15 protein-coding genes are annotated in these 13,526 nt (G+C 66.1%); 5 read left to right on the top strand and 10 right to left on the bottom strand.

Annotated elements, in window-relative coordinates; genetic code table 11:
• Window positions 1-39 precede the first annotated feature (39 nt).
• From ACQY5K_RS09770 to ACQY5K_RS09760, 3 genes are read left to right on the top strand one after another with little or no spacing between them, the layout of a single operon-like run.
• Complete coding sequence (locus tag ACQY5K_RS09770; protein WP_428122625.1) at window positions 40-921, top strand: ABC transporter permease; 882 nt, start codon at window positions 40-42, stop codon at window positions 919-921.
• A complete protein-coding gene (locus ACQY5K_RS09765; RefSeq protein ID WP_428122507.1) occupies window positions 918-1,847 on the top strand; it encodes an ABC transporter ATP-binding protein in 930 nt (309 codons plus the stop codon). The genes ACQY5K_RS09770 and ACQY5K_RS09765 overlap by 4 nt, the downstream gene beginning before the upstream one ends.
• Complete coding sequence (locus ACQY5K_RS09760) at window positions 1,844-2,620, top strand: ABC transporter ATP-binding protein (protein ID WP_428122504.1); 777 nt, start codon at window positions 1,844-1,846, stop codon at window positions 2,618-2,620. The genes ACQY5K_RS09765 and ACQY5K_RS09760 overlap by 4 nt, the downstream gene beginning before the upstream one ends.
• Window positions 2,621-2,695: 75 nt before the next feature.
• On the opposite strand, the gene ACQY5K_RS09755 is transcribed toward ACQY5K_RS09760, so the two are convergent.
• Genes ACQY5K_RS09755 through cnbZ form a run of 3 tightly spaced genes read right to left on the bottom strand, consistent with a single transcriptional unit; the run spans window position 2,696 to window position 5,074 of the window.
• The gene (locus tag ACQY5K_RS09755; protein ID WP_428122502.1) at window positions 2,696-3,694 is read right to left on the bottom strand and encodes an alpha/beta hydrolase family protein; all 999 of its coding nucleotides are present in this window, start codon (window positions 3,692-3,694) and stop codon (window positions 2,696-2,698) included.
• Window positions 3,695-3,742: 48 nt separating this feature from the next.
• The gene (locus ACQY5K_RS09750) at window positions 3,743-4,312 is read right to left on the bottom strand and encodes a hypothetical protein (RefSeq protein WP_428122500.1); all 570 of its coding nucleotides are present in this window, start codon (window positions 4,310-4,312) and stop codon (window positions 3,743-3,745) included.
• 12 nt (window positions 4,313-4,324) lie between these two features.
• Entirely contained in the window at window positions 4,325-5,074 is a 750-nt protein-coding gene (gene cnbZ / locus ACQY5K_RS09745) for a 2-amino-5-chloromuconate deaminase CnbZ (RefSeq protein ID WP_428122498.1), read from the bottom strand.
• 141 nt (window positions 5,075-5,215) lie between these two features.
• Here cnbZ and ACQY5K_RS09740 point away from each other — a divergent pair, with 141 nt between their 5' ends.
• Window positions 5,216-5,344 (top strand): hypothetical protein, encoded by a 129-nt coding sequence (locus ACQY5K_RS09740; RefSeq protein ID WP_428122496.1) that lies wholly within the window; start codon window positions 5,216-5,218, stop codon window positions 5,342-5,344.
• Window positions 5,345-5,399: 55 nt separating this feature from the next.
• On the opposite strand, the gene ACQY5K_RS09735 is transcribed toward ACQY5K_RS09740, so the two are convergent.
• Together ACQY5K_RS09735 and ACQY5K_RS09730 are read right to left on the bottom strand one after the other, a co-directional pair.
• Window positions 5,400-6,350: a hypothetical protein gene (locus ACQY5K_RS09735; RefSeq protein ID WP_428122494.1), complete on the bottom strand. Its 951-nt coding sequence runs from the start codon at window positions 6,348-6,350 to the stop codon at window positions 5,400-5,402.
• Window positions 6,347-7,000 carry an RNA polymerase sigma factor gene (locus ACQY5K_RS09730; RefSeq protein WP_428122492.1) on the bottom strand — a complete coding sequence of 218 codons (654 nt, stop codon included), beginning with the start codon at window positions 6,998-7,000 and terminating at the stop codon, window positions 6,347-6,349. The genes ACQY5K_RS09735 and ACQY5K_RS09730 overlap by 4 nt, the downstream gene beginning before the upstream one ends.
• Window positions 7,001-7,291: 291 nt before the next feature.
• Here ACQY5K_RS09730 and ACQY5K_RS09725 point away from each other — a divergent pair, with 291 nt between their 5' ends.
• Window positions 7,292-8,416, top strand: a complete 1,125-nt coding sequence (locus ACQY5K_RS09725; protein ID WP_428122490.1) for an amino acid ABC transporter substrate-binding protein — start codon at window positions 7,292-7,294, stop codon at window positions 8,414-8,416.
• 1 nt (window position 8,417) lies between these two features.
• Here the strand turns inward: ACQY5K_RS09725 and ACQY5K_RS09720 are convergent, their stop codons facing one another.
• The 5 genes from ACQY5K_RS09720 to ACQY5K_RS09700 form a co-directional block, all read right to left on the bottom strand.
• Window positions 8,418-9,200 carry an SDR family NAD(P)-dependent oxidoreductase gene (locus ACQY5K_RS09720; protein ID WP_428122488.1) on the bottom strand — a complete coding sequence of 261 codons (783 nt, stop codon included), beginning with the start codon at window positions 9,198-9,200 and terminating at the stop codon, window positions 8,418-8,420.
• Window positions 9,193-9,654: a cupin domain-containing protein gene (locus tag ACQY5K_RS09715; RefSeq protein WP_428122486.1), complete on the bottom strand. Its 462-nt coding sequence runs from the start codon at window positions 9,652-9,654 to the stop codon at window positions 9,193-9,195. The genes ACQY5K_RS09720 and ACQY5K_RS09715 overlap by 8 nt, the downstream gene beginning before the upstream one ends.
• Before the next feature lie 45 nt (window positions 9,655-9,699).
• Window positions 9,700-11,124, bottom strand: coding sequence for an amidase (locus ACQY5K_RS09710; RefSeq protein ID WP_428122483.1), 1,425 nt, complete (start codon window positions 11,122-11,124; stop codon window positions 9,700-9,702).
• A gap of 148 nt (window positions 11,125-11,272) precedes the next feature.
• Entirely contained in the window at window positions 11,273-12,067 is a 795-nt protein-coding gene (locus ACQY5K_RS09705) for a short-chain dehydrogenase/reductase (RefSeq protein ID WP_428122481.1), read from the bottom strand.
• 83 nt (window positions 12,068-12,150) lie between these two features.
• Complete coding sequence (locus ACQY5K_RS09700; protein WP_428122478.1) at window positions 12,151-13,419, bottom strand: Fic family protein; 1,269 nt, start codon at window positions 13,417-13,419, stop codon at window positions 12,151-12,153.
• Window positions 13,420-13,526: the final 107 nt, after the last annotated feature.

The following is a 13,526-nucleotide window of genomic DNA, read 5'->3' as shown; positions in this document are numbered from 1 at the left end:
GAGTCTCAGTTGCCCGCCCGCCGGTTCGGACTTTCTGGCTTGCGGCGGGCCCGTAGCCGGGTTGCGGCACCGGGAAGCGCGCTGTGGCACTTCGTCCGAAGCCGGTTGGGTATGGCCGCGACGGTGATTGTCGTGCTGTTCATGCTGGCGGCAGTGTTCGCCCCGTGGCTGACGCCCTATGCCGAAGCCGGCCGCGGCGTCCCAGATCTGCCGGTCCGGCTGCAGGGTCCGAACTGGTCTCACTGGATGGGCACCGACGATCTGGGCCGCGATGTGCTTGCCCGAGTGCTGTTCGGGGCGCGCACGGCGCTGCTGGTGGCGCTTGGGGTGGTTGTGCTGTCGGTCGTGATTGGTGTGGTGGTGGGAGCGATTGCCGGGTACTTCGGTCGCTGGGTCGACGAAGTCCTGATGCGGATCACCGACACGTTTCTGGCGTTCCCGCCGCTGCTGCTGGCCGTGCTGGTCGCGGCCGCTCTGGGCGCGAGTCTGCGAAACACGATTATCGCCATCGCGATCTCGTGGTGGCCGTGGTACGCGCGGCTCGTCCGCTCGCAGGTGCTGAGTCTGCGAGAACGGCCTTACATCAAGGCGGTAAGGGCCATCGGTGTTCCGAACCGGCGCGTCATCGCCAAGCACATCGTGCCCAACGCCATGGCACCCGTATGGGTGCAGGCGACGGCCGACCTGGGCGCGGCGGTGCTCACGGCAGCGGGCTTGAGTTTCGTCGGGCTGGGACCCCGACCACCCACAGCGGACTGGGGAACCATGATCTCCGAAGGTCGCCAATACGTGCTGTCGGGCCAATGGTGGATAGCCGGCTTCGCCGGAGTGGCCATCGTGATCGTGGCCATGGCCTTCAACCTTGCCGGCGATGTCATCCGAGACGTCACCGATCCCCGCACCCGAGGCGACCAGCAATGACGGCGTTGCTGGAAGTCGACGACCTGCATGTCACGTTCAACCCGCCCACCGGACCGGTACGCGCTGTCCGTGGGGTGTCGCTGCAGGTACAGCGAGGCGAGATCTTGGGAGTTGTCGGCGAGTCTGGCTGCGGAAAGACAGTGTTGTTCCGAGCGCTGCTCGGACTGCTTCCCGCCTCGGCGGCCGTGAGCGGCGCGATGCGTCTCTCCGGTGAGGCGATACCCACTGACGGCACGCTGCAGGGTGGGGCCTCGCTCGTCTACCAGAATCCGGGGGCTGCCCTGAATCCCGTGTTCACCATCGGGCGGCAGCTCCAGCTTGTCGCCGGAACTCGCGCCCCTGAAGTGCTGTGCGGCCTGCTGGCCGAAGTGGGTCTTGCCGAGCCCGAGCGATTGCTGGACGCCTATCCCCATGAGTTCTCGGGCGGGATGAGACAGCGGGCGGTGATCGCCCTGGCTCTCGCCCAGCAGCCGCAGCTGTTGATCGCCGACGAACCCACCACGGCGCTCGACGTCACAACCCAGGCGCAGGTGCTGGACCTCATCGCCGATCTTCGCGACCGCCTTCAGCTCGCAGTGGTGCTCATCAGCCACGATCTGGCTGCGATCCGACGAGTGTGCGACCGCGTGATGGTGCTCTATGCCGGCCGGATCGCCGAGACGGGCACCACCAGCCAGGTTCTCGGCAACCCGACTCACCCCTACACGCAGGCGTTGCTCGAGTCCGTTCCCCGACCCGAGGCCGTCGGCGGGGAACTGGCGTCGATTCCCGGGAGCGTTCCTGACGGTCGCGCAGAGATCACCGGCTGCGCCTTCGCGCCGCGTTGCCTCTACGCACACGACGCCTGCCGCGCCGACCAGCCTGCGTTGCGCCCTGCGCAGCCCGGACACACCGCAGCGTGCGTCCTCACAAAGATGCCGACGTGACCCCGCTGCTGTCGCTGCAGGGCCTTCGCGTCGAGTTCGGCGCCAGAGCCGCAGGCCGCAAGCGGTCGGTCACGGTGATCGACGATCTCGACTTGGAAGTACTTGAGGGCGAGACGCTCGCGGTCGTGGGGGAGTCGGGTGCAGGCAAGTCCACGCTCGCGGAGGCCGTGGTCGGCCTGATTCATCCCACCGGCGGCAGCATTCGCTTCAGCGGCACCGAGCTCGTCGGCTTGCGGGGCCAGGCCCGGCGCCGGATGCGCAGCCGCATGCAGATGGTTGCCCAGAACCCGCTGCTCGCGCTCAATCCTCGTCAACGTGTCGGAAGCCAAGTCGAAGAACCGCTGCGCGTGCATACCAGCCTTGACCGGTCCCAGCGACGACAGCGCGCCAACGAGATGATCGCCGCGCTCGACCTGAGCCCGGCCATGCGCGACCGCCTCCCCCACGAACTCAGTGGCGGCCAAGCTCAACGGGTCGTGCTCGCCCGCGCGCTGATCCTGGAGCCGTCGATGATCATCTTCGACGAACCCACCTCTTCGCTCGACGTCTCGGTACAGGCAGGTGTGCTGAACCTGCTGCAGCAGCTCAAGGCTGACCACGGGCTCACCTACCTCTTCATCACCCACGACCTCGGCGTCGCCCGACACCTCGCAGACCGCATCGCGGTCATGCGCTCCGGCCGGATCGTGGAGCAGCAAACAGCCAGCGGTCTCTTCGACGACCCACAGCACCCCTACACCCAAACCCTGCTCGCCTCGGCGCTGACCGTGTAGCGCAACGGTTGTTCGAGACTGACTTCGGTTGTGTTCGGGTGGTTGATGAACCCGAAGGTTGAAGCTGAGCGCTGCCTACCGTGGGCTGACCTGCTCGGTCAGCCATGGCAGTAGGAAATCCAGGAATTCAGGGGCGAATTCGGGCCTCAGCAGGTCGTACTCGTCGGGGCTGCCCGTGGAGGCTGCCTGGAACAGGTGGTTTGCACCGAAGACCGTTGCGATGGCGTAGCCCGGGATGTCTCCGGCTGCGATCGCCTCGGAGATTGCGGTCGCATTGATGTCGGAGCGTACTTGGGTGTCCAGCTCGCCAAAGAGCGCCATGACGGGAACGCGAAGGGCCGCAATGGCAGGGCTCGGGTCGTAGTCCACGAACGACGCGAACCACGGACTCTGCCAAGCGGTCAACTCCTGGCTGACGATGACGTCCACGTAATTGGCGATGTCGCCTAAGGCGTTGCGCGTCCCTTCGGGCAGTCCTTCCACCTGTTGGAGGGCCAACGCTCGGGATGCTGCGGTGACCTGGTCCCAGCCTTGCCCGGTCGCTATCGCCTCGAAGACCAACCGTTGCAGCTCCTGGTACTGCTCAATCTCGTCCTGCGGGGCCCCGGCCAGCCCCAGAAGATCGAGCTGCTGCGTCTTGAGCAGTTCGGCGCCCGGCACGGCAGGCGCGGCCAAGAGAGCGACAAATGCCGTGCCGTCCGATCGGTTGGCCACAAACGGTGCAACCATGCCGCCTTCGCTGTGGCCGACGAGGCCGATGTTGTCGGCCTTTATGTCGTCCCGGGATCGGAGCAGCTCGAGCGCTGCTTCGACATCGGCGGCACGGTCCTCGATGGTGGCGGCCAAACCATCGCCCCCCGAGCCGCCGACGCCACGGTCATCGAATCGCAGTGAGGCGATGCCCCGTTCGGCCAGTTCGTCGGCGAGCACGGCGAACATCTTGAAGCCGGCTACCTCGGAATCGCGAAGTTGATCGCCGCTGCCGCTGATGAGGACGACGGCTGGATACGGCCCGTCGCCGTCCGGCAGAGTCACCTCACCAGCCAAGATGATCTCGCCGTTCGCAAAGATCACTTCGTCGCTGCGGAATCTTGAGGTTTCCTCCTCGACGGATCTCTCAAGTCAGAAGATCCCCTGTGCTTCACCCTGCGTGAATTCACCGTCGATCACTCCGTCACGCACTTCCCCGGCCCAGGTGGCCAGCCCAAGTGGTGACTCCAGTTCGAAGTGAATGCGTTGTCCGTCGAGCGTGACGTTGGTCAATTCGAGTCCGATATTGCCCTGGATGTCCATGGAGGCCCCAAGCCCGTCATCGGACACAGCGAAGGTCACGGCGAAGGGCAGCTCTCCCAGCGCCACGATCCGAGTGACGCCCTCCCAGCGCCCCTCGAGATCCGTCGCGGCGGCATCGATCTGCTTGGGTGCAGTGGTGGGTTCGGGCTGGGCAGTCGGGCGCGGCTCCGGCAGAGACGTCGGCGTCGACGATGCAACGGTTGTTGCCGGTTCGCCCGCAGGCACGGATGCCGCGGCCGTCTCGGGCGGAGATGCCTCTTGCGAGCTGCACGCGACGCCGGCCAGAACCGCCAACAGCACAAGCACAGCTGCGAGAAGCTGCTTCGATCTCGTTCCTGTCACAAGGAGCGTCATGTTGTCCTTGATCACAGCGCTGATCTCGGAGTTGGCGAACACCATAAGGCGTTCGCCTTACACCAATATCTCGTGCCGGATGCTGCGGACGTCCATTTCGAAGTCGAGGTCGTGGACCGGGGGGCGCGACCGGTACCAGCGCAGACCGTGGCGGGTCGCTGGCCCCATACCCCCGATGACAGCGTCCTCCAGCAGACCCTCGTGCATGAACACCGTGTACACGTCGGTAGTGGTGACCAGATCCCAGCTGGCGCCCATGGCAGCGAGGCGCGAACCCATGGTGGCAACCACATGCCCGGCTTTTTCGCGCATGGCCTCGGGCCCGGTCTCGCCTTTGCGGACGATGGCGTTGTCATCGAGTGTTGCTTCGGGAATCTCGCCGGCGCCCGACACCACGAACGTCGTCAGCGCATCGTCGGGCGCCTCGATGGTGTAGGAGAAGGCGTGCAGCACTGGCTCGGCAGGCGGACGCTCGGCCGGGGCCACATTGGTGCGGGCCAACGGGTTGTGTTCGTCGACGTAGAGGTCCCATGACCGCACCAGCTCGACGTAGCCGGCGTTGAACTCGATGAAGCCCGCCATGGAGTACGGGGTTGTGCAGCGAAGCTCGATCGCGCAGAGCGCCTGACGCTCCCGTCCGACAGCTGACAGGTGGGCGTCGATCAGCTCGAAGCCCTCGCGCCACGGCAAGTGTGCGCTCAGCGTGGCGTGCACCACCTCGTGGCCGCTGTGGGCAACAACCCCGCTGGAGAACGGGGAAATGCCAGTGAGGAAGCTGTATCCCCCTCGGGGGTTGGAAATGAGCATGAGTTGTCTCCTGGGTCACTGCTACGAAGTCTGCTCGCGTCGACGGTCGGTGCCACCGGCGACTGCTGTCGCGTTTGCGGTTCGCTCCGTTTGCAAGCGGATAGAACGAATGCCGCCGAATACCTCTTCTTACTGATCACGATGACTGGCAGCGACCGGGCCTTGCAGCTCGCGCAGGGCGGCGAATCGTTCAACAACTTTCTCGCCGAAGCTGCAACCCGATCGGCCCGCGAGCGCCGTCCGGTGGACATCGCCGAGATCGAGCCCTGAGTCGGCAATCCGGCACGAGCCCTAATCAGCCGCAATCAAGTGGACCCAGGTGGGCTCAGTTGACCGGAGTCGTGATCGGCGGGGCTTCGCCGAAGCCGTTCCAGTCGGTGACCACCGTGAAGGTGCCCGTGCCGTCGATGGTAGCGCTGTAGCCCACGCTGCGGATGAGGTCGTCGCCATCGACCCAGACGTCGAGCTGGACGCTGTCGAGCTGCTCGATCGACTCTTGACCGGCGACCATCAGGCCCATGCCGAGCGTCATCAACATGCCCGCACCGGCGCCCACAGGCGTTGTCGTGGTGCGATAGTGAGCGACGGCGATCCCGTCGAGCTCCTCGTCGCCAACTGTCGTGAAGTCGTAGAGATCTCCGAGGTCGTCGATTGCCACCCCGAACGTCAGATTGGACTGGATTGGAGCTGTCGAGGCAGGAGTCGGCCCTTCCCACGCTCCATCTGCGCCAAGGCGGTATGCCTGGCCGTCGACGATGATCATGGTCTGGGCTTCCATCGGGGGGATGTCCCTGTCTGGTACGCCAGGCGTTTCGAGCCACCTGACCTCGCTGTTTCCGTTGGACATGGTGCCCGCAATGGCGAGTTGCCATGGCTCGTCGAAGTCGTCGAAGTCGAACGTGATCGACGTCTCCCAGAGCGCCGAATCGCTGACCGCGATGGTGGTTGTCACGGCGTCATGCACCGCTGCGGTTGCGTCGCGACCGGTGCCGGTGTCGAAGAGGACGATCCCCGCTGCTGCTGCGACCACAATTGCGGCGGCCGCAGCCACTGCGCCGATCCAGCGAGGGCGGCGGTCTGCGGCGAAGGACGTGGCGTAGCGCCGCTCGCGCCGTGGCAGAGGCCGGGCTTGGGCTTGGGCGTCGGCGTCGGCGAAGATCGCGTCCAGCGTCCGCGCAGGCCCCGGATCAGCGGCTGACGGGAGGGTGTGGGCCTGCACGGGATTGGCGCGGCGCAGCTCTGCGAGGAGATCGTCGTGTATGTCGGTGGCGGTCATTGCGCTCTCCTTGATGAATCGTCGAGGTCCGAATCGGGCCGCTGCTCGTCGGGCTGATGTTGGTCGGCCCGCTTTCCGTCTGTATGTCCAAGCGGGCGCAGCTCTTTCACCACGGCGTCGCCGGCCGCCAGCTGATCGATGCCGGCGCTGAGCCGCTTGCGCGCCCGGTGTATGCGGATCGCCACAGCGTTGGCCGATATGTCGAGGGTCTGTGCGATCTCGGCGTGAGAGAGCTCTTCCCAAGCCACGAGCATGAGGATCTCGCGGTCGGACACGGGAAGTGCGGCAAGTGCTGTCCGCAGCAGTGCGGCGCGCTCGTCGGTCTCGAAGGCGACGGGATCCACCGACTCTGCAGGGGCGACGATGCGCAGCCGGTCCTGCGCAGCCCGGCGCCGCCGGTTCGAACGTGAGGCATTGCGGACGACGTTTCGTGCCACGCCGAACAGCCAGAGCCGCTCGCTGCCGTCAGGGACGTCGTCGCGCCTGCGCCACGCGGTCAGGAACGTCTCTGCGACGACTTCGTCGGCGGTCGCGCGGTCCACCCGACGTCGGGCGTACGCCAGCAGCGGCCTGTACGTCTCGGCGTAGACGCCGCGGAACCAATCCTGGTCATGGGCACCCAGCATGCGAACAGCCATCATGGCTGTCATGTCCGCGCGCGTCCGACCCTTTCACGACCCGCGTTGTCTGTGTCTCTGCGTGACGTCAGCCGCGACGCCTCGCGTCACGAGGGAAATGTCCAACTGATGAGCAGCAGGCAGCCGGCGAGGGCCACTGCAAGTGCGAGCAGTCCGTCGCCGGTTCGATCCTGCGAGCGATGTGGTGTGTTCATGGTGATTTCTCCGTATTTGTGATGCATGCATCTGTGATCCATGCTCTTGGTGTGCGCTCTTGGAGTGCACGTTGTCTTCACAGCAGTTCACCAAGGGGGTGTTACGCGAATGCGTGCTTCGAGTCGAAGAGTCGCCGCCGCCGCCGTCGTTGGACTGCTGGCCGCAGGCTGCGCTTCCGCAGGACAGATTGACCCTGAGGGCACGGCCGCGTCCGAAGGCTTGGATGCAACGGCAACTGACGCGGTTCTGGTACAAGCCACGCAGGACAACAACCTGCTCGACGTCGTGGTCGCCCGTGGCGTCCTGAATTGCGGGGTGTACGGGGCGGCCGTGGCGTTCTCAGAAACGCAGCCCGACGGCAGCACCACAGGCTTTGACGCCGATTACTGCCGGGCGCTGGGCATTGCCATCCTGGGCGACGCCGAAGCCGTCAACTTCGTGCCGCTGACGTCCGCAGAGCGCTTCACGGCCTTGCAGAGCGGCGACATCGACGTGCTGGTGCGCAACACGACGTGGACGCAGAGCCGCGACACGGCGTTGGGCTTCGATTTTGCGCCAGTCACGTTCTACGACGGCCAACAGATCATGGCTCGTACGAGCGACGGATTCACGTCAGATTCGACGGTCGCAGATGTCGCTGGGGCGACCGTTTGCGCGACCGCCGGCACCACGACCGAGAAGAACATCGCCGATGCTGCCGATGCCGCCGGCATCGAGATCAATCTGCGGACGTTCGAGGACCTCGACATCATCACTGACAACTTCATCACTGGCGCCTGCGACGTGATGACAACCGACGGCTCTGGGCTCGTCGGCCGTCGAGCACGCCAGCAGGGCGACCAGGAATGGGCGATCTTCCCGTCGTCACCGTTCTCGAAGGAGCCGCTCGGCCCCGTGTACCTCCCGAATCAGTCCGAGTTCGGCGATGTCGTCAACTGGACCGTGTACGCCACGATCATCTTTGACGAGAAGGGCATCACGTCGGCCAATGTGGACGATCTGGCCCGCAGCGGCCGCCTCGACACCGAAGCGGTCCGCCTGCTGGGCGGAGTCGGCGAGCTGCAGACCCGCATGGGCCTGCGCCCCGACGCGTTCTATGACGTTGTGCGCCAGGTTGGCAACTACGGCGAGATCTACGACCGGCATCTCGTCCCGGTCGGACTGAGCCGAGCCGGCACACCCAACGCGCTGTGGACCGAAGGCGGCCTGATCTACGCGCCGCCGGCTCGATGAATCACCACGTCGGCCGCGTCATCACGCCGCCGTCCACAATGAGAGCGATTCCGGTGATCCATCTCGCCAGGTCCGAGCACAGGAACACACATGCATCGCCCACGTCAGCGGCCGTTCCAAGCCTGCCGAGCGGTGTCGCTGCGTGCCAGCGGGACACGCCATCGGGCCAGTCGTCGGCGAGGCTGGGGCGGTCAATAAGACCCGGCGAGATGCTGTTCACGCGGATCCCGTCGGGGCCGTAGGCAGCAGCTGCGGCCCGGGCATGCATCAGCAGCCCGGCCTTGGAAGTGGAGTAGTGCCCGGTTCCCTCGTCGGGCTGATGTCCATCGATCGACGCAATGTGCACGATGGCGCCGCCGGAGCCCTGCGTCTGCATCGCGCGGACGGCGGCCTGGGTCAGCCGGTGCGTCGCGTTGAGGTTGACATCGATCATCTCGGACCAGAGGTCGTCGGTCAGCTCCGCGAACGGTGCAACGTTTGCGATGGCGGCGTTGTTGACCAAACCGTCGATGCGGCCGTGATGATCGATCGCAGCGGCAACGATGCGCTGCGGAGCATCGGGGGCGAGCAGATCCGCCTCGACCGAGGTAACGGGGTTGCCGGCGGCATCAACCAGATGGTCGACTGGCGACGACCGCGTGTGCGCCACCACCGTTGCACCGGCCGCTGCGAGGCGCTGGGCGATGCCAGTGCCGACTCCGCCACCAGCGCCGGTCACCACGATGACGCGGCCGTCCAGTCGCAGCAGGTCCGCTGGCGCCCGAAGATCGTCGTGATCAGCCATAGTCGGTCTCCATTCGCGTGAAGCGTGCGATGTCGGAGGCCGCCTGCGGGTAGGCGGCAACAAGCGCATCCCGCTCGCCAAGCTCGAAACCGGCATCGGAGAATGCGGGCGCCATCGTCGTGCCGACAAGCGACCAGTCGCCCGTAGTTCCCGCCGCCATCCAGACACCGGGCCCGACTGCGAGGACGGGCCGCTGTCCACCGGCCAAGTCGTCACCGAGCATCGGACGCTCGACGCCGCCATCGGGTTCCAGCAGCAGCATCTCGACGGGCGCTCCGGCGTAGTGATGCCAGAGCTCGACGCCGCCGAGACGATGCAGGGCAGAAAAGTCGTCGGGCTGCATCAGGAAGTAGATGGCAGACGAATGTTCGTCTCGCCAGGTCTGGGCCCACTGGCCGCCTTCGCTCGCAAGTGGAGTGAGGCCCAGCAACTCGGTCACCTCGTCGGCGTCCACCGGCCCAACGTAACCCCCCGCCCCGAAGCGACGTGCTCCGGCAATTCAGTCTGAGGCAGAGGCGATCTCCGGCGCGATCGGGTCGAGACCCCCCAGATCCTCCAGCACAGCAAGCGTCTGCAGCACGCCGATGTCGTCGACTTGATGGCCGAGCACCTGCAGGCCGATGGGCATGCCGTCGTCAGTGAAGCCGCAGCACACCGTTCCTGCAGGGCGCCGCGTGAGGTTGGCAAGCGGCGTGAAGCGGATCCAATTCTCCGTCTCGATGCCGTTGATGGTCCCGTCCCCGCCGACAACGGGCGTCTGGCCCGCCATCGTCGGCGAGAGCATTGCGTCGAACCCAGCCATCACCTCGCCGAGCTGCATCGACAGCTCGGCGGCTTGCTGGCGAGCCGCTGCCACCGTGTCCACCGTCACCCGCGCGAAAGCTTCTTCCAACGCCACGGCGAGCACGTCGGTGACGTCATCCCACGCGGGCGTTCCGTATAGGGGCCGAAACGCCGGCCCGATCAGCCCGCCCAGAAAGAGCGGCAGAAACGCCCCCGAGACCGTGTCGAACAGCGTCCCCATCTCGACTACCTCGACGCCCTCCGCAGCGAGCAGCTCGACCGCAGCGGCACAGCTGGCCAGGATCTCAGCGTCCACCGGGTTGCCGTCGAACGCGGGAACCCAGAGCACACGCTTCGGCAGCGGGGGATCGTCCAGCGCCCCGCGCCACGACTCCGTCGGTGCCGGCAGGCTGCGGAGATCGGACGGATGGGGGCCCACCACTGCGTCGAGGCAGTAGGCCACGTCGCGAATGCGGCGAGCCATCGGCCCCACGCACGACAGGTCGAGCAGTCCCGGCGGCGGCGGCCCGCTCGGCACGCGTCCCTGGCTCGTCTTGATGCCCGACAGGCCGCACATCGCCGAGGGAATTCGGATGGAGCCGCCCCCGTCGGAACCGGTGCCGACCGGCACCATGCCCGACGCAATCGCGGCGCCGGTGCCCCCTGACGAACCCCCGGGCGAACGGCTCAGGTTCCAGGGGTTCCACGTCGCTCCGAACACCGGGTTGTACGTGTCGCCCATGCAGCCGAACTCGGGCGTGTTCGTCTTGCCGACGATGACGGCGTCCGCAGCCCGCAAACGCGCCACCTCGGTGGAGTCGGCGGTGACCGACGGGGTGTCGCGCAGGTGCATGGCTCCGCGAGTGGTGACGAACCCGGCGGCGTCGGCCAGATCCTTGATGCCGATCGGAATGCCCGCCAGCACTCCCACCTCCTCACCGGTATCGAGGCGTTCATCGATGGCAGCGGCTTGGGATCGAGCAGCCGTGGCGTCGATGGCCACGAACGCGTTGAGGATCGGGTTCAACGCTTCGATGCGTTCGAGTGCGTGCTCGGTCACTGCGGCAGCGGTGAGCGTCCGGTCTCGCACCATCGCCGCCAGCGCTTCGACCGTCACTGTCCTGAAGTCGGGCACGTCCATGGCCGGCAACCTCGCTCGCGTCGGTTGTCGCGGGACACTAGTGACCAGGCCGCAGCGGCACGGACGCGATGGTCAGCGTGTGGACGCGGACCTGACGAGCAGTCCCGCCACCGACCGTGTTCGATCGTTGAGGGCTGATGCTGCACCGTCAGCGAGCTGTTGCGCCGCCGTCGATGGTGATCGAGGTGCCGCTGACGTGGCCGGCCCGATCTGATGCCAGGAAGGCGACCACATCAGCCACTTGTTCGACAGTGCCAGGTGCGGGATCGGCCGGGATCAGCTCTTCCCAGCGGGACTCGTCTCCCCATTCGTCGACAGCCTGGCGGCGAAGAAGGTCGCCCATGCGGTCGGTGATGATGAGCCCGGGGTTCACTGCGACAACTCGGACGCCCTCGCGCAGGCTCCGGCTGCCCAGTGCCGCGGTCATCGCCACAAGACCGCTGTTGCCGACCGCACCGGCGATGTAGGACGGCTGCGGACGCAGCGACGCCGCGCCGATGACGTTGACGATCACGCCGTTGCCGCGGGCACTCATCTGCGGAAGCACGGCCCGGCACAACTCGATGTAGCCGAAGACCTTGAGGTCCCACGCGTCTCGCCACGTCGTGTCGTCGACGGTCACGATGTCGCCGCCCGGAATGGCCCCGGCGTTGTTCACCCAGATGTCGACGAGGCTGCCGCCAGCGGCTTCGCCGTCGCAGCCGGTCTCGGCCAGCAGCGCGCGCCGTCCCTGCGTCGTGGACAGGTCCACTGCGTGCGTCGTGACGGACGCCTTTGGCGCGGCTGCTTGCACCTCCCTAGCGGCGGTCGCCAGCACATCAGCCGACCGAGCGGCGAGCGCAACATGGCAACCCTCGCGAGCCAGCGCCACAGCGCAGCCCAGCCCGATGCCCTTCGATGCGCCCGTGATCACAGCGCGTTTGCCTGCCAGCCCCAAGTCCATCGGCTCAAAGTAACCCCAGCACCCGACACATGCGGCTCGTCGAAACGAGCCTGCCGGGCGGCTTGGTCGAGAGGGGATCGCGTCTAGAAGAGCTGCGGGTGAGCAGCTGACTGCGCGACGACATATGGATCAGCGTCATCTCGTGCGAGCCGCATGCCGCGAATCTGGTGCCAGATGTCCACGAGCTCGTCGGAAGGGCGGTAGCGACGCCCGCGCTTGTCACCGACCGGCGTCAGCAACCCCGACCGCGCCATCGACTGGAGATCCCGTGACGCCATCCCATCGCTGATCGGTTCGCCGTTCGTTGTCTCGGTGCGGATGAGGTAGAGAGATCGGCGCACGGTCCAGCCTCGAGCCGCGTCGCAGAGTGTGCCCACGGCTCGTTCGGGCACTCCGCGCTGCTGCGCAAGTTGGCTGCACACGTCCCACAACGATTCGTATTCGAGAACTCGACGCAGCACCGTGCGCGCCTGGCGGAGATGCGCCGTCAGGCAGAACTCGATCCATGGGCGGGCGCTGCGCTCCGGTGACCATTGACCCGCGGCGACTGCACTCAGGGCCGCGTAGTAGCTCAGCGTGTTGTGGCCGAGGTACTCCTCGATGCTGAGAAACTCGGGTGCGAGTGGGTCGTTGTCCCGCACGGCAGATGCAGCGAGCATCAGCGTCTGCACGCAGCGTGCCATGCGACCGTTTCCGTCGCTGAAAGGATGAATCAGCACCAAATTGAGATGCGCCATGGCCGCTGTGACCATCGCTGGTACGGTTTCGTCGCCCGTGAGGTTCGCACATTGTTCGAAGAACTCACCGAGCAGCGCGTCGACGAGATTGCGTTCTGGGGCGTCGTAGACAGACTCACCGTCGGAATCTGCCACCCAGATCGCACCCGGACGCAGCTGACCCGGGTTGTGGGCGAGGTCGTGCTTGATCATCATGAAATGAAGTGACCGCAGGGTGGAGAAGTCGATCGGCAGCGGTGCGGCGGCTGACGATTCCGGACTTGGCGAGTCGTGCGCGGACCGTTCGCGGAATCGATCTGGCGGAGACACGCCGGCCGCGAGTTGCAACGCATAGGTCATGGCGTCGCGGTAGCCCGCGACTGCGCTGATCGTGTCTTCGGACACGTCCGCGAAGGGCGCATCGTGGTCGATGACTGCCGCCGCATCCTCGACACTCGCGTGGTAGCCCTCGATCGAATTCGAGCCCTGCACGGCACGCGCGAACTGCGCGCGTCGAAGCGTCCCGTACCAGCGTCGTCGCATGCGCAGGTATGGCCGCAGCTGTTCCCGCAGGCCTTCTATCTCGTCCGCAACTGCGGCATCCGCCGCGGTCATTTCTGGTACCTCGTAGATCACACGCGTGATACTACTCAGCTATTCGTTATGAGACAACGAATATTAATCGCCACATAACGGTGGACTATTTATACATAACACGCATAGGGAGGCGTATCGGCACCGTG

Source organism: Candidatus Poriferisodalis sp. (genome assembly GCF_965262965.1).
In the GTDB taxonomy this organism is placed as follows: Bacteria; Actinomycetota; Acidimicrobiia; order Acidimicrobiales; family Poriferisodalaceae; genus Poriferisodalis.
This window is presented reverse-complemented; position numbering and strand designations above follow the sequence as displayed.